General features: G+C 61.8%; 13 protein-coding genes and 1 riboswitch. Of the genes, 1 reads left to right on the forward strand and 12 read right to left on the reverse strand.

Annotated features, from left to right (window positions below):
• Positions 1-22 precede the first annotated feature (22 nt).
• On the reverse strand, positions 23-796 hold the full coding sequence (locus tag J5278_RS23140; RefSeq protein ID WP_257623418.1) for a TfuA-like protein: 774 nt from the start codon (positions 794-796) through the stop codon (positions 23-25).
• A gap of 52 nt (positions 797-848) precedes the next feature.
• On the opposite strand from J5278_RS23140, the gene J5278_RS23145 reads away from it, so the two are divergent.
• Positions 849-1,136 carry a hypothetical protein gene (locus J5278_RS23145; RefSeq protein ID WP_142831359.1) on the forward strand — a complete coding sequence of 96 codons (288 nt, stop codon included), beginning with the start codon at positions 849-851 and terminating at the stop codon, positions 1,134-1,136.
• 34 nt (positions 1,137-1,170) lie between these two features.
• Here J5278_RS23145 and J5278_RS23150 read toward each other — a convergent pair whose 3' ends face one another.
• The 11 genes from J5278_RS23150 to J5278_RS23200 all read right to left on the reverse strand — a co-directional run bounded on the left by J5278_RS23150 (position 1,171) and on the right by J5278_RS23200 (position 15,839).
• A complete protein-coding gene (locus tag J5278_RS23150) occupies positions 1,171-1,542 on the reverse strand; it encodes a hypothetical protein (protein WP_219258500.1) in 372 nt (123 codons plus the stop codon).
• Between the two features lie 214 nt (positions 1,543-1,756).
• Positions 1,757-4,834 (reverse strand): efflux RND transporter permease subunit, encoded by a 3,078-nt coding sequence (locus J5278_RS23155; protein ID WP_219258501.1) that lies wholly within the window; start codon positions 4,832-4,834, stop codon positions 1,757-1,759.
• A gap of 10 nt (positions 4,835-4,844) precedes the next feature.
• Positions 4,845-5,948 carry an efflux RND transporter periplasmic adaptor subunit gene (locus J5278_RS23160; RefSeq protein WP_219258503.1) on the reverse strand — a complete coding sequence of 368 codons (1,104 nt, stop codon included), beginning with the start codon at positions 5,946-5,948 and terminating at the stop codon, positions 4,845-4,847.
• A gap of 459 nt (positions 5,949-6,407) precedes the next feature.
• Positions 6,408-9,947, reverse strand: coding sequence for an urea carboxylase (gene uca / locus J5278_RS23165; RefSeq protein WP_219258505.1), 3,540 nt, complete (start codon positions 9,945-9,947; stop codon positions 6,408-6,410).
• 3 nt (positions 9,948-9,950) lie between these two features.
• Complete coding sequence (locus J5278_RS23170) at positions 9,951-10,601, reverse strand: urea amidolyase associated protein UAAP2 (RefSeq protein WP_142831363.1); 651 nt, start codon at positions 10,599-10,601, stop codon at positions 9,951-9,953.
• Positions 10,602-10,613: 12 nt separating this feature from the next.
• A complete protein-coding gene (locus tag J5278_RS23175; RefSeq protein WP_219258507.1) occupies positions 10,614-11,432 on the reverse strand; it encodes an urea amidolyase associated protein UAAP1 in 819 nt (272 codons plus the stop codon).
• 2 nt (positions 11,433-11,434) lie between these two features.
• On the reverse strand, positions 11,435-12,262 hold the full coding sequence (locus J5278_RS23180; RefSeq protein WP_142831365.1) for an ABC transporter ATP-binding protein: 828 nt from the start codon (positions 12,260-12,262) through the stop codon (positions 11,435-11,437).
• Entirely contained in the window at positions 12,259-13,077 is an 819-nt protein-coding gene (locus tag J5278_RS23185; protein ID WP_143123291.1) for an ABC transporter permease, read from the reverse strand. The genes J5278_RS23180 and J5278_RS23185 overlap by 4 nt, the downstream gene beginning before the upstream one ends.
• Positions 13,078-13,139: 62 nt before the next feature.
• Complete coding sequence (locus J5278_RS23190; RefSeq protein WP_143123290.1) at positions 13,140-14,213, reverse strand: putative urea ABC transporter substrate-binding protein; 1,074 nt, start codon at positions 14,211-14,213, stop codon at positions 13,140-13,142.
• A 73-nt stretch (positions 14,214-14,286) separates the two neighbouring features.
• Positions 14,287-14,396: riboswitch (guanidine-I (ykkC/yxkD leader) on the reverse strand.
• 131 nt (positions 14,397-14,527) lie between these two features.
• Entirely contained in the window at positions 14,528-15,514 is a 987-nt protein-coding gene (locus tag J5278_RS23195; RefSeq protein WP_209188003.1) for a GTP-binding protein, read from the reverse strand.
• Entirely contained in the window at positions 15,507-15,839 is a 333-nt protein-coding gene (locus tag J5278_RS23200; protein WP_142831369.1) for a hypothetical protein, read from the reverse strand. The genes J5278_RS23195 and J5278_RS23200 overlap by 8 nt, the downstream gene beginning before the upstream one ends.
• Between the last annotated feature and the right edge of the window lie 8 nt (positions 15,840-15,847).

The following is a 15,847-nucleotide window of genomic DNA, read 5'->3' on the forward strand; positions in this document are numbered from 1 at the left end:
TGCCGTCCTTCCGGCTGCTTGCCTAATCTTCGGCAGGCTTGACGGGTGGCATCGATTTCACGTCACCGCAAAACTGGGTTTCCCAGAAGGAGGTGGCGTGAAACCTCCAGTCGAACTGCGGGGAGAAACGACGATCCGGCGTCCCGATCACCCTGTCGATGAGGCGCAGGGCATCCTGAAGCTTGGGATTGACGGCATTGGCACGCAAATGCGCCAAGACCGTTGACGCTCTTTCGACATCCGAAATGGCGTCCCGCACCAGCTGCCGATAGGTCCTATTTTTGAAGAAGGTCTCCTCGGCAGTCCTTTGCAGGCGGGCTTCCTCCTCGAGCGTGACGAGGGCCAGATGCCGGCACTGCGCAAGTGTCGCCCTCGCATTGACGAGTGGGACACTGAGCGGCAGGTAACCGAGATCGGCCGGCGCGTGCGATTGCGCCACGTCAGCATCCTCCTCCAGCAGGCCGCTGGCATATCCCTCGTAGATTTTGCCGATGCCGACCATGCCGAATGGCGCACACTCGGCCGCCCTCAGCGCGCCGATGCTTGCGGCACCGAACATGTGAACGCCCTGAGACAGGCCATACAGGATTTCTTTATGCCATACTGCGGGGACGGCATCATAGACACCGTCGATCAGCCCGATCACCGTGGCGCCGTCTTCCACAGCCCTGTGGACATCGCCTTGGCCGGCAGGTGGCCGAAGCTCGTAAGCACCGTCCGTTCGCAGATCTGCACCGTGGACCGTGGGGCCCGCAAAAATCACCCGCATCTCGATCTCGCCTTTTGCCACTGGCACTGTGCATTGCCGACGGCGTGGCGCCTGCGCTCTTTTGGCATCGAAGCACCGCTTGCAACCCATGACAGATGGCGTAGATTTACAACAGTGCCTGGACATCATTCCTTCCGCCCTATCTTCGTTCTTCCCCGATCTAAAGGATGAGCAGATGTTTCGCGACCTCAATGCCTATCAGCCGAGACGAGAGCCTCCGCCCGAAAGAAAATACAAGCAGCTCACGCCGAAGCAGGAGCGTATCCTCCTCATGGCCATTGCCTTCAATCTCGTAATGGCGCTGTTCGCGCCGTTTTGTGGCTCGACGCTTTTAGACGGCGTCGTTTCCCTCTTCCGTCTTCTCTAGCGCCAGCAGCTCTAGGCCGACCTAAAGTCGGTGTTCAATTGATACGACTGGTTTGCGCCAATTGCAGCGATTGACCCTGTTCATTCGGTAAAGTCGCCGGTCCATTCGGCATGATCATCGCGCAGTCCGATTGACGCCCACCTATCCAGGGATGCGTAAACGGCAGTCTCAGGCCATCGTGCATCACCTTCCTCCGCTTGCGTCCACGTGAGATGAACTTTTGCCATGCTTCGTCAGACAGCTGAATAAGAGCATCGTCGCAGTCATAGCGGCGGGCAATGAGCCTCACTCTCAGACCATATAGCTCAGGGGCCGGTACCGGCTCCTTGTGCAACTCCATCTCCCAGCCTTGCCAAAAAGAAGCCGTGCCGTCTTCGATTTCCTCTAGCGGTTCCCCAAGGCTCAAGCCAATTCATGGATAACACCCTGCCATCAATGGGACGCACACCGGGCCCATTGTCGCTAAACCGATGTCGACAAGTGGTAGCAAACGAATTCGAACCGATGATTCTCCTTTTTGCCCGGCAGCGCTGTTTTCCTTGCTCATTGTGCAAGTGTGACAGACGGCCCTGAAAGCGACTGCCGTCACCTTAATGGCAATGCACGAGCCACCAAGGCGGCTATGTGGGTGTCGCAGCACTAACCTCTGCTTTGAGCGGCGTGACTTCCTGGTGAGACATCCTGCGACCCGCAAACGTATACACCATCGGTACGACGAAAAGCGTCAGCAACGTGCCCAGCGTCATGCCGCCGACGATGACATAGCCGATTTGGTGGCGACTTTCGGCACCGGCGCCCTGGGCGATGGCGAGCGGCACGGCACCCAGCACCATGGCACCTGTCGTCATCAGGATCGGCCGCAGGCGCATGACAGCGGCATCGATCACTGCCGAAAGCCGGTCGTGCCCTGCCTCCTGCCGCTGGTTTGCAAATTCGACGATGAGAATGCCGTGCTTGGTGATGAGGCCGACCAGCGTGACAAGTCCGATCTGCGAATAAACGTTCAACGAGCCGCCGCCGAGCGAAAGCGCGGCCAGCGCGCCGGTCATCGACAGCGGTACCGTCACCATGATGATCAGCGGATCGCGGAAGCTTTCGAACTGTGCGGCAAGCGCTAGGTAGATGAAGCCGAGCGCGAGGACGAACACCACGAGCAGGCTCTGGCCGGAAGCGCGGAATTCGCGGCTTGGGCCGGATACGTCGGTCTGTACTGTGTCCGGCAGGACCTCCCTGGCTGCCGTCTCCATGAAGAAAAGCGCTTCGCCGGTGGATACGCCAGCGGCAAGGTTTGCCGACACCGTCACCGACCGCAGCTGGTTGAAACGCTTCAGCTCCTGCGGCGCGACGGTTTCCTTGACGCCCACGAGGTTCGACAATTGCACCATCTGGTCGGTCGGCGACTTCAGGAAGATCGTCGAGAGGGTCGATGGTGCAGTGCGGTCCTCCGCTGCCAGCTGGACATAGACATCGTACTGCTCACCGTCATTTTCGAAACGGGTAACCTGCCTGCCGCCGAGCAACGTCTCGAGGGTCCTGCCGATCACAGATATGTCGATACCTAGGTCGGACGCCTTTTCGCGATCGATATTAATGGTCATTTCCGGCTTGTTGAGCTTCAGGTCGCTATCGATGTTGGTGAGACCGGGAAATTCAGAGATTCGCTCCATGAAACGACGGGTCACCTGGTCGAGCTCCTCATAGGTGCCTGAACTCTGCAACACGAATTCGATCGGGCGGGCATTGTTGGAGGTGCCGAGCGAGGGGGGATTGCTGGCAAAAGCAGTGACGCCGGCGATGCGGCGCAGGGCCGGGAGCAACTCTGCCACCAGCTCTTGCTGGCGACGGTCGCGGGCATCCCAATCGCTGAGGCGGCCGATAACCTGGAAGCGGTTCACCTCGGGCATGCCGTTGATCGTCTGGACGCTGCCGACTTCAGAGATCGGCTTGAGAAGGGCTTCCACCTGCTTGGAATAGCGTTCGGTATAGGCAAGCGTCGAGCCCTCCGGCGCCGTGCCGACCACGCGGATGATGCCGCGGTCCTCAACGGGTGCCAGCTCCTGCGGCAAGCCGACATAGAGGAAGGCGCTGCAGGCGGCGACGACGACAGCCGCCAGCGCGACAAAGCGGCGCATGCCGAGCGAGGTCGCCAGCAGGCGACGATAGCCGTTCTCAAGGCCGCTCAGCCCCCGCTCGATGAACGCCGATATTCGCCCCGGTTCCTTCTCGTGTTTCAGGAGCCTGGAGCACATCATCGGCGTCAGCGTCAGGGCGACGAAGCCCGACACGATCACCGCGCTTGCAAGCGTCAGCGAGAATTCGAGGAACAGCTTGCCCGTTCTGCCGGTGGCAAAGGCCACGGGCGCATAGACGGCGGCGAGCGTCAGCGTCATGGCGATCACCGCAAAGCCGATTTCCCGCGTTCCCTTGATGGCCGCCGGTATCGGCGCCATGCCGTCCTCGATGTGGCGGAAAATGTTCTCGAGCACGACGATGGCATCATCGACCACCAGACCGATGGCGAGAACGATGGCGAGCAAGGTCAGGGTGTTCACGCTGAAACCGAGCGCATACATGATCGCGAAGGTGGCGATCAGCGAAATCGGGATGGTAACGATCGGAATGATGGAGGCCCGCCACGAGCGCAGAAAGACGACGATGACGATCAGCACGAGGACGATGGCCTCGACGATTGTCGCGTAGACGGCCCCCAGCGCCCTGTCGATGAATACTGAGTTGTCGTTGCCGACAGCACCCGTCATGCCTTCCGGCAGATTGGCGTTGATGTCTGGTAGGATGGCATTGATGCCGGCGGAGACATCGAGCGGATTGGCGACCGCCTGCTTGATAATGCCGACCACGATGGCGTTTTCGCCGTTGAAGCGACCGGCGCGACGCTCGTCGGCAGCGCCGAGCTCAACCCGGGCAACCTCGCTCAGGCGCACCAGCACGCCATTGCCACGCTTGACGATGATGTTTTCGAACTCGCTGACCGTGCCGATCGCCGACTTGGAAAGGACCGTAAACTCGCGGTCGTTGCTCTCCAGTCGGCCGGCGGGGATCTCGACGTTCTGAGCCCGCAGCGAATCCTCGATTTCCTGCACCGTGAGGTTCAGGGCAGCAAGCCTCTGGCGATCGATCCAGATCCGCATGGCGTATCGCCGCTCGCCGTATATCTGCACGTCGGCAACGCCGGTCACATTCTTGAAGCGGTCGACGACATTGCGATCGACATAATCGGTGAGTTCGAGGGGGCTCATCCGGTCGTTGCGAAAGACAACGAAGACCACCGGCTGGGCATCGGCCTCGACCTTGGAAATAACCGGCTCGGTGATTTCGTCCGGCAGACGCTGACGCACCCGGCTTACCCGGTCGCGCACATCGCTTGCGGCCACGTCCGGCTGGATCTCCAGGCGGAAGCGGACGGTGATGCGGCTCGATTCCGAGCGGCTGGTCGATTCCAGCACGTCGATGCCTTCAATGCCGGCGATCGATCCTTCGAGAATCTGGGTGACCTGGCTTTCAATGATACTGGCGGAAGCACCGGGATAGGTCGTGACGACGGAAACCACGGGCTCGTCGATACTGGGATACTCGCGCACCGCCAGTCGGTCATAGGAGACGATACCGACCAGCAGCATCAGCAGGCTGAGGACGGTCGCAAACACCGGCCGGCGGATGCACAGTTCCGAAAAACCCATCAGCCTCTCCTCATATCGCCGGCTCGGCTGCCGCGCTTTCAACGATATCGACGACAGATCCGTTTCGCAGGCGATTGTGTCCGGCGGTCACCACCGTCATGTCGCCGGAGATTCCTTCGAGTTCGGCCATGCCTGCCTTGCGCGCTCCAAGGCTCACCTTGGTTTCCTGGGCCTTGCCGTCGACCACGGTCCAAACAAACCGCTCCTGGCCGCGCGCCACGATCGCAGCCTCCGGCACGGTGACAACCTGGCGCTCCTTTAGACCCTTGACGACGACGCGGGCAAAAAGGCCCGGCCGCAACACAAGATCGGCGTTCGGAAGCGTGGCCCGGATACTGATCGCCCGCCCGTTGACGTCGAGCCTCGGATCGATCGCATAGATCGTGCCCGTGAATTGCCGGCCGGGGATGGCATCGACGACAACCTCGATATTCTGTCCGACGCGGACCTTCTGCAGGTTTGCCTCAGGGATTTTGAAGTCGACCTTGAGCACGTCGATCTTTTCGAGATTGACCAGCGTCGTACCGGCACCGACATAGCTGCCGGTCGAGATGCGGCGAAGGCCGACCGTTCCGGTAAAGGGTGCCAGGATATCGAGCTTGGCAAGCTGGGCGCGCTGGGAATTCAACAACGCCTCGGCCGTGCTCCGCTCGGCAAGCGCGACGTCGAGTTCGCGGCCGGTGCCGCTTCCCGTTCCGGCGAGACGTTTCGCACGATCGTAGCTGGTTGTCGCAAGGTCGAGGCGAACCCTCATTTCCTCTTCGGCTGCTCTGGCCAGTGTATCGTCAAGCCGGACGAGGACCTCGCCAGCCTTGACCGGCCTGCCTTCCTCGAATTTGATTTCGACGATGCGCCCTGCAATTTCGGGGGCAAGCTGGACGGACTCGTCGGATTGCAGCGTGCCAATCGCGTTGATGTCGCTGGTCGACAGGACCTGTTTGGCCTTCGCCACTTCCACGGCTACAGGCCCTGCCGCGCGGGCAACGGGTTTGTTTTCGGATCGTTGGATAAAAGCCAGACCGGGTGGTGCATCAATCCACCGCCAGTTTATCGCCGCCACACCGACTGCGGCGACGGCGACAACCCCCAATGCTGCTGCTGCAAACTTGTTCATGACATGCCCCACCAATCTCTGTCGCGCCAGGAGACCCCGTCTAGCCTTACGTCTCGATCGGTCGAACGGATGTTTTCCAGCCGATGCCGGTTTGGGACGGCGGATAGTCGGCAGAGACCATCGGTCCGTCATGAGACCGGCCTGCAGGGTGCGGTGGGAAAAGAGACATGTCCCTCGGTCCTAGTCCGGCATCGTCTGTCGGGAGGGTCCGACATCACAGACGCGCCGGAAGCGACTGCCAGAGGGGCCCGGACCATGGGTTGATCCTTATATGAGGCAGTGCTCACCAAGCTTCAAGGGCGTGGCATTGCGTTCTTGCACCTCTTTTTACGACCGATGGCGCGCGCGCCCTCGCATGCCGGCGCACACTCAGTCGATCAACCTTGGGGGGACACCAGCATCAGACTGCCGCGACGTCTCGGTCTCGGCGGTCCCCGTCCCCGGTGCAGGCAGCCTTGGTCAGGGCTCCTCCAGCACAATCAGGAGGTCTCCGGCCTTCACCGTACGCCCCGGAGCCGCCCGGAGTTCACGCACCCGCCCAGCCACGTGGGACGTGACGTTGATCTCCATCTTCATCGACTCGATGATAGCAACGGTATCGCCCGCCGACACATGGGAACCGGGCTCTACCAGCAGTTTCCAGATATTGCCGGGTACACTGCTGGCAACGCCGAAGCAGCCCTCGGGCACATCTCCATCGAAGCTCTCTCTGCCGCCATCGTCTGTCACGAAGCTGTCGAGACCTTCGGCTTTCCAGCGCTGCCTCTCGGTCTCGAATGCCGCCTGCTGCCGGTGCTTGAATGCTTCGATGGACTGGGCGTTCTTGCTCAGTTCGAGCGCGTAGTCGGCATAGGAGAATTCGGTCTCCTCAATGCGGATCGGGTAGCCGCCGTGAGGGAAGGCGGCTCTCGCCTCGGCCAGTTCCTCGTGGCTGACGGGGAAGAAGCGGATCTGGTCGAAGAAGTTCAGAAGCCATGGCTTGCCCGTGTCAAAGACAGGCGTCTGCCGCCAGGTATTCCAGACCTGTATCGTGCGGCCGAAGAGCTGGTAGCCGCCCGGCCCCTCCATGCCGTAGATGCACATGTAGGCGCCGCCGATGCCGACGGCATTTTCCGGCGTCCAGGTGCGCGCCGGATTGTACTTTGTGGTCACGAGGCGGTGCCTTGGATCGACCGGCGTTGCCACCGGCGCGCCGAGATAGACATCGCCCAGCCCCAGTACGAGATAGCTGGCATCGAAGACGATGTCCTTGACCGCCTGCTCGTCCGCCAGCCCATTTATCCGGCGAATGAACTCGATGTTGGAGGGGCACCAGGGCGCATCCGGCCGCACGAGCTCCTGATATTTGCGCATCGCCAGCTCGGCGTCCGGGTCATTCCACGAAAGTGGCAGATGGACGATCCGGCTTGGAACCGTGACCTGTTCGGCCGGAAGAAGCCCGGCTTCGAGATTCGCCAGCAGGCCCAGCAATCGTCGACGCGTCAGCGTCGAGCCGTCATAATGGATCTGCAGGGATCGAATGCCCGGCGTGAGATCGATCAGGCCGGGAAGGCGCGCGTCCCTGACGGCGTTGATCAACAGATGGACGCGCAGGCGAAGCGCGATGTCCAGCTCCATGGGCCCGTATTCGACAAGGAGATTGTCGTCCCCCTGCCGGCGATAGACGACCGTCACCGGCGCTTTGTCGAACGTACCGACGATGGCCGATCCCCTTTCGGTCGCGCCGGCCAGCGCGGCCGGTGCCGTCAGGGGATCGTCAGGACGCACCACCGGATGGAAACGGATGGTGTCGCCCGGCTTGAACTGGCCCATCTTCCATTGTTCGTCGCGCGCGATCACGGCGGGGCATACGAAGCCGCCGAGGCTCGGTCCATCCGGACCAAGGATGATCGGCATGTCGCCGGTAAAGTCTATGGCGCCGATAGCATAGGCGTTGTCATGCAGGTTGGAGGGATGCAACCCTGCCTGTCCGCCATCGGTCCGTGCCCATTTTGGCGTGGGGCCGAGGAGCCGGACCCCCGTTCTGGCGCTGTTGAAATGCACCTCGTAGGGCAGGGAAAAGAGCGCGTCGATATCGCCCGGCTGGAAGAAATCCGGCGCCCCGTGCGGGCCGTAGACCACCCCGACATTCCAGGCGTTCGTCAGCTCCGCCGGCGCCTCCGCACGCTTGGGCGCCTGCGTCTTTTCATGGCGGGCGAGATGCAGGACATGCCCGGTCTTCAGCGCGCCGGTCGCATTGCCACCGAACTGGCCGAGCGTGAAGGTTGCGCGCGAGCCAAGCACTGTGGGCGCCGCAAAGCCTCCGGCGACGGCCAGGTAGGCGCGCTGACCGGGGCCGCTGATGTTGCCGACGGTCAGGACGGCGCCTGCAGGAATGACGACCCGCTCACCATGCGGCAAGGGCGTGCCGTCGCAGCTCATGGCCATTTCTGCACCGGCCAGGGCTATCGACGTCTGCGTAAAAAAGCGCAATGTCGGTCCCGAGACCGTCAACTCCAGCGCGGCCGTGTCGTTATGGTTGCCGACAAGCCGGTTTGCATGCCGGAACGAGCGCTCGTCCATCGGTCCGCTCGGCGGCACCCCGACATGCCAGAGGCCAAGGCGGCCCGGCAATTCTTGAATACTGGACTGGGCGCCGGGCACCAGCACCTCGATGATATCGGGGATGAAGGCGAAGTCACGCAATGCGGTTGTCGCGACATTGCCGCTGGCCAGCAATTCGGAGGCGGCGATTTTTCGCAGATAGTCGAGATTGGTCTCGATGCCCCAAATCGCGGTTTCCGAAAGCGCGGCCTTGAGCTTTTCGATGGCCGTCTCCCTGTCATCGGCGGCAATGATGAGTTTTGCCAGCATTGGGTCGTAGAAGGGGGTGACGTCCGTTCCGGTCTCGATCCAGCTGTCAACGCGCGCATTGGCGGGGAATGCCACCTCGGTCAAAAGGCCGGCGCTCGGGCGGAAATCCGCATGCGGCATTTCGGCGTAGATCCGCACCTCGATGGCCGCCCCCTTCGGGCGCAGATCCATCGCCTTTGACAGAACATCTTCGCCGGCTGCCTGCCGGATCATCCATTCGACGAGGTCGATGCCGAAGACGGCTTCGGTCACGGGATGTTCCACCTGCAGGCGGGTGTTCACCTCGAGAAAATAGAATTCCTGGCGGCGTGGATCGTAGATGAACTCCACGGTGCCGGCGGAAGAATAGGAAATGGAAGCACCGAGGTCGACAGCGGCCTTGTGGAGGCGCGCGCGGACATCTGCGGAAATGCCGGGGGCAGGGGTCTCCTCGACGACCTTCTGGTTTCGCCGCTGCAAAGAGCAATCGCGCTCTCCGAGAGCGACGACGTTCCCCTTGCCGTCGCCGAAGATCTGCACCTCGATATGTCGAGCGTTGGCAACGAAGCGTTCGATATAGACGCGGGCATCGCCAAAGCTGGCATTGGCGGTACGACGCACCCCTTCGAAGGCTGCCTTCAGTGCGGCCTCGTCGTGGCAGAGCTGCATGCCGATACCGCCGCCACCCGCCGTGCTTTTCAGCATGACGGGATAGCCGATCTCGGCTGCCTTGGCGCATGCCTCTTGCAGGCTTTCCAGCAATCCGCTGCCGGGCAGCAGCGGGACCCCGCTTGCCTGCGCGAGCGCTCTTGCCGTGTGTTTCAGGCCAAAAGCCGACAGGTGCTCCGGCCTCGGCCCGATAAACGCGATGCCTTCTGCTGCCAAGCGCTCGGCAAAGCCGATATTCTCCGAGAGAAAGCCGTAGCCCGGGTGGACAGCCTCAGCACCGGTCTGCCTGCAGGCCGCAATGACGGCGTCGATGTTGAGGTAGCTGTCCGTGGCCACGGCCGGCCCGAGCCTGACGGCTTCGTCGGCGACACGCGCGGCCAGGGAGAACCTGTCCGCATCGGAATAAACGGCGACGGATGCTATTCCCATTTGCTTGAGTGTCCGGATGATCCGGACGGCGATTTCGCCCCTGTTGGCGATCAGGACTTTCTTGAACATGCGTCAGACCTCGGGATCCCAGACGAGGACACGGATGGGCGTCGGGTCGAAGCCGTTGCAGGGATTGTTGACCTGAGGGCAGTTTGAGATGACGCAAAGGACGTCCATCTCGGCCACTAGCTCGACATAATCCCCTGGCGCCGAAATGCCGTCGACGATGGTCATCTTGCCATCGGGCGATATCGGCACGTTCATGAAGAAGTTGATGTTCGGGACGATGTCGCGCTTGTCCATGCCATGCTTCGTCACCTCCAGAATGAAGTTGTCGCGGCAGGCGTGGAGGTATTTGGTGCCGTGACCGAAACGGACCGTATTGCTTTCGCAGGAACACGCACCGGCGGACGTATCGTGACGACCACAGCTGTCAGCCGTCATCGTCAGCATCACGTTGCCTTCGCTGGAAACGATCCGGGTTCCGACGCTGACATAGGCGGCACCCTGGGTGCGCATCGTATCCTGGTTGGAATAGCGCTCAGAAAAATCATCGGCACGATAGAACAGGGTGTCGATGGCCTGCTGCCCGTAGCTGTCCTCGATGCGAATTGTCTGTCCCTTGCGCACGATGCCCGACCAGGGTGCCTCGGCGGGGATGCGATGATCGGCGACGGCGTTGTCGATCGTGCGGGCGATGGAGGTCTGGATAAAGTCTGTCATGGTCGCGCTCCCTCAAGCCTGCATCATGGCGTTGTTCTCGAAGCCACGGATGGCCTCGGCAGTTGCCGTTCTTGCCAGAACCTCACCGGCCGGTGCGGGGGCGCGAAACCGGGTGATGGTCACGGGTGTGGGCGCATAGGTGGGGTTTGGGTCGAGCGGATGGGGGCAGTTGGAAAAGCCGACGAGAAGGTCCATTTCCGCCCGCAACTCGGCATAGTCGCCGCTGTTTGAAAGCTTCTTCTGCCAATGGACCCCCCCGTCCTCGTCGAGCCTGACCGGTGCGAACAGGTTCAGCATGCCGGGAATGTCGCGGCGCTGGAGGCCGAGCTTGCCAGCCAGCAGAACGAGGTTGTCTCTGGTGTTGCGTGTCTTGACGCCCGAATATTTCATCGCATTCGAGGCGGCGTTCGAGCCGCCCATCAGGCAATCATGGGTACCGGCGCTATCTTCGGTGATCGAAAACATCACACGGCCCATGTCGGAAAACAGCACGCGGCCTTTGCTAAGTGCCGTCGTCCACTGGATTTTGGCTGTGTCGACAAGGTTCAGGCGCTCGCTGGTGTCGGCAGCATTCCAGGCAACGAGGGCGACTGTCGACGTGCCCTCCTTCTGGTCGATCCTCAGCCCCTCACCACGCTTGAGCAACGTGGACCAGTACCATCCGCCCGGAATGACCTCCTGATGGATGATCGTGTTAGCGGGAATTTCCGGGGCCGGCACCGGGCTTGGCGCCGGCAGGGTCTTTGGCGCAAAGTCGAGGCCGCGGCGCTGGTGCTCTTCGTAGCGCGCCCGGTCTGCTGCTATCTCGTCAGTCGTGCGATGGATGTGCATGGCTATTTCTCCTCTGTCTCACGGATTGCCAGGTCGTCCTGGCGAGGGCCCAGAGAGGGAACCGGGCCGTCCCGGTCAGGGCTGGATGCTATCGATGATCCGGCGCGCCGCGGCGGCCAGATCGAGATGTCGTTGGTGATCGTCGCGCCGTAGCGGATTTTCTCCTCCGGCCGATCGCGCGGCCGCTCGAAGGCAATGACTCGCGTGGCGAGCGTGAAGGCCTCCCGCATGTCGTGGGTCACCATGACGACGGTCATCTGCGTCTCATGCCAGAGGCGCTTCATCAGCGTGTGGATTTCCGCGCGGATGCCGGGATCGAGCGCGCCGAAGGGCTCGTCGAGAAGCAGCACCTTCGGTGTCATGATCAGCGCCTGCGCAAGGGCGAGGCGTTGCTGCATGCCGCCGGACAGCTGGGCTGGATATTTGGTTTCCGATGTGGAAAGCCCGACTTCCGCGATCAGCGCCCGTGCCTCCTCTATCGCCCGCCGGCGCGAGGCGCCCCTGAGCTTTGCCGTGAGCGGCGAGGCGGTCATTTCCTTGCCGAGGAGCACGTTTCCGAGCACGGTTAGATGCGGGAAGACCGAATAGCGCTGGAAGACGACGCCGCGATCGCGTCCGGGTTCAGACGGCAGCGGCGTTCCATCCAGCAAGATGCGTCCGCGCGTCGGCTGCTCCTGTCCGAGCAGCATGCGCAGGAACGTGCTCTTGCCGCAGCCGGACGGGCCGACAAGGGCCACGAAGGCGCGCGGCTCGACCGTCAGCGAGACGTTCTCCAGGACGATCTGATCGCCGTATTCTTTCCAGACGTTTTCGATGACCAGTGCGCTCATCCCTGTTTCTCCAGTGCGGACCAGGGAAAGACGGCGATGCGGATCTGATCGAGCAGGACATTGGCGATGACGGCCAAAAGCGTGATCCAGACGACATAGGGAAAGATCACGTCCATCGAGAGATAACGGCGCACCAGAAATATCCGGTAGCCGAGCCCGGCATCGGACGAAATCGCCTCGGCAGCGATGAGGAACAGCCAGGCCGGGCCGAGCTGCAGCCTGATGCTGATGATCAGGCGTGGCAGGATCTGCGGCAGCACGACGCGCAGGGCGATCTGCCAGGACGAGCCCCCGAGCGTCTCCGCCTTGACGATCTGCTCGCGGGGCAGCTCGAGCGCATGGAGGGCGAGGTCACGGATCATCGTCGGCGCGATCCCGATCACGATGAGGGCAATCTTCGACGTTTCGCCAAGCCCCAGCACAATAAACAGGATCGGAAGCAGCGCCAATGGCGGCACCATGGAGATGACGGCGACGAAGGGCGAAAGCAATGCGCGGAGATAAGGCAGCATGCCGATCGCCATGCCGATTGCTAGCGCAATCCCCGTCGCGATCCCCAGGCCGGCCAGAAGACGCTCAAGGCTTGCGGCGGTATCGCCCCAGAAGAGATAGTCGCCGGTGCGCGTATCCGGCAGAAAGGCGATCCGGTTTATCGCATCGGCAAATTGCGTAAGGCCGGGCAAGAGCTTGTCATTGGCATTCTCGGCGAGCCGCGTAACCGACCCTACGGTATAGGCGACCGCAAGCAGGGCGAATGGCAGCAGTGTCAATGCCAGCCGGGCACCCGGGCTGGGCTTGGTGTTGATCCATCGCAAGGCGTTGGCTCCGCGTTTCGAGTGGACGGGAGCGGCACGGGCGCGCCGCTCCTGCATGGCGGTCAGAGCGCGCCGTCGGCCGCGGCCTTCATGTAGGTTTCGGTGAAGCGGAGCTTGACGTTGCCCTTGTCGCCGAGCACCTTGCCGTCCGGCATTTCAATGCCGATGACATCGGCGGATGCCGCACCGCTGCCCAGCAGGCCCTTGGTGAAGAGGAAGTTGCGGACGAGATCCATGGTCTTCGGCAGGGTGGCCGAAGCCGTAAAGGTCACCGCGTCGGAAGGCTTGGAAAAGAGCTTGGTGGCGGCGAGTTGTGATTCGAAGCCCTTGAGATCGGTGCCGGACGCTGTTCCCATCGCGAGACGGGCTGCCTTTCCTTCGTCGTTTTCGGCCGTCATCAAGGCTGCCGTTTCGTACCAGATGCCAGCAAGAGCCTTGCCGAAATTCGGGTTTTCCTTCAGCACGGTGGAGTTGGCGACCATGAGATCCATGATCTCGCCCGGGATCTGCGAGCTGTCGAAAACCTTCTTGGCCGTCGGGTCTTCGAGAATGGTCGAGACCAGTGGGTTCCAGGTGACAACTGCCGAGACGTCGGCTGTCTTGTAGGCGGCAACCATATCGGCGTCGGAGGTGTTGACGACCTTGATGTCCGCTTCCGTCAGGTTGAGGCTCTGCAATGCGCGAGCCAGCAGATATTCGGAGACCGAGTACTGGACGAGATTGACGGGCTGCCCCTTGATGTCGGCGAGCTTGTCCTTGCTTTTGAGGATAACCGCGTCATTGCCGTTGGAGAAGTCGCCGACGATGACAGCCGTAGTGTCCACGCCGCCGGCGGCCGGGATCGACAGGCCGTCCATATTGGTGAGGGTGACCGCATCGAAGGCGCCTGCGGTGTACTGGTTCATCGATTCGACATAGTCGTTGAACTGCGTGACATCGATCTTGATGCGGTATTTGTCGGCCCATTTCTTGACAATGCCGTGATCTGCCGCATAGCCCCACGGCATCCAGCCGACATAGATCGACCAGGCGACCTTGAATTCTGTTTTCGGAGCGGCAGCCGCACCCTGTGCAAGGCCGATGGCCAGAGAGGCAGCCAAGGCCGCGACGGAAAATGCTTTCGAAATGCTCTGCATGACAATTCCCCTTTTGCTTTAACTCAAAAAGGGATTGGCACAGACTCACGCAGCCAATCCCTTGGCTAACGAGGTCTCCCGGGCTTTTCTCCCGCCGTGCACCCGGCGGGATTTCTCTCCCGACCGGTGGTAGCTCTCGGACCAGCACGCCATGATAGCGCCGGAACCCTAGCCACCAACTCTGAAATAAGACAAGCAAACCCCGTGCCAGTTTTTTGGGGTTGAAATCTCTGGGTTATTTGGATCAGCAGTCAAAACTGCACACAGTTTCGGTGGCAGATGACGATTATATGGGCAGGCGAGACGATCAGGCGTCAGCCGAGGGCATTGAAGGCTTGGAAGGATCGAACGATCAGAGAAGGGTCGATGCCGTCGACGATGAAGACAACGGCCGAATGACGGTCCTGCGAGGGCCAGGCCTGCATATGTGTTGGCGGATGCACGAGATACTGGACGCCGTGGATGGCGACGGGCCGGGGCTCGCCGGCGACATTGAGGATGCCTTTTACCCGGAGGATCCTGTCCCCATGGCGATTGAGCAGCATCGTCAGCCATATGCCGAAGGCGGTCCAATCGACTGCGGTCTCTGCCTTAAGAACGAAGGATTGGATTTTTCCCGTGTGGATCGAACCATCGCCGACCAGCGGCTCGTCGCAGCGGAACAGGCTCATCTCTCCGCTGGCATCATCGACCAGCAGACGTCGTAGATCGAGATCGTCACCAGCGCCGCGCAGGATCGTCGCATCCGGATTGAGCGCGCGGATGGCCGCAACCGCACTGTCTTCCTGTGACAGTGATGAAAGGTCGGTCTTGGTGAGCACGATACGGTCGGCAACCGACACTTGGCGCGCGAATTCCGCACGGCTGCGCTGCACAGTCGCGTTAACGGCATCGACCGTTGCGATGGTGGTCGCTGCCTTGAAGTGATGGCGCAGAACCGGGTCGGCCTTCAGAGTCGACAATACGGGAAAGGGATCGGCAAGGCCGGTGCTTTCGATGACGACGCGGTCGAAGGCGGGCACGAGACCCTCGTCTCGCTTGGCGTGGAGGTCGCGCAGTGCCTCGGCCAGTTCGCCGCGCACGGTGCAGCAGAGACAGCCCGATTGCAGCAGCACCATGGTCTCGTCGATCCGCTCGAGCAGGTGATGATCAAGGCCGATTTCCCCGAATTCGTTGATCAAAACGGCGGTGTTGGCCATGGCCGGATCCCCCAGCATACGGCGAAGCAGTGTGGTCTTGCCCGAGCCCAGAAAGCCGGTCAGGAGATTGACCGGCGTGAAGGCGGGGTAATCATCAGCCATTCGCCTCCGCCTCCAGCCTGTCGAGCAACGGTAGCGCCAGCGGATCGAGCGGCCTGCCCGCCAGCGTCTCGGCTGCCGGCCACAAATGGCCGAGATCCTCGATGATCTCGGTTTTGCCGGTCCGGGTGGACAGCAGAAACGATGTGCCCTGCCAGTCCGAGAGGGAAAGGCCGAAGGCCGCCAGCACGCGGTTGGCGATGCGCACGCGCGCCGCCCTTTCCCGCCGCCGATCGATGCGCTCGGTGTTGCGCGTGTAGACGCCGGGACGGGCAATGGCATCGGCCCAATGCTCGTTGCCCCCGAGAATGCCGCAAAGCGAGCACATCGATCTGT

The organism is Rhizobium sp. B21/90, assembly GCF_019355815.1.
Taxonomy (GTDB): domain Bacteria; phylum Pseudomonadota; class Alphaproteobacteria; order Rhizobiales; family Rhizobiaceae; genus Rhizobium; species Rhizobium rhododendri.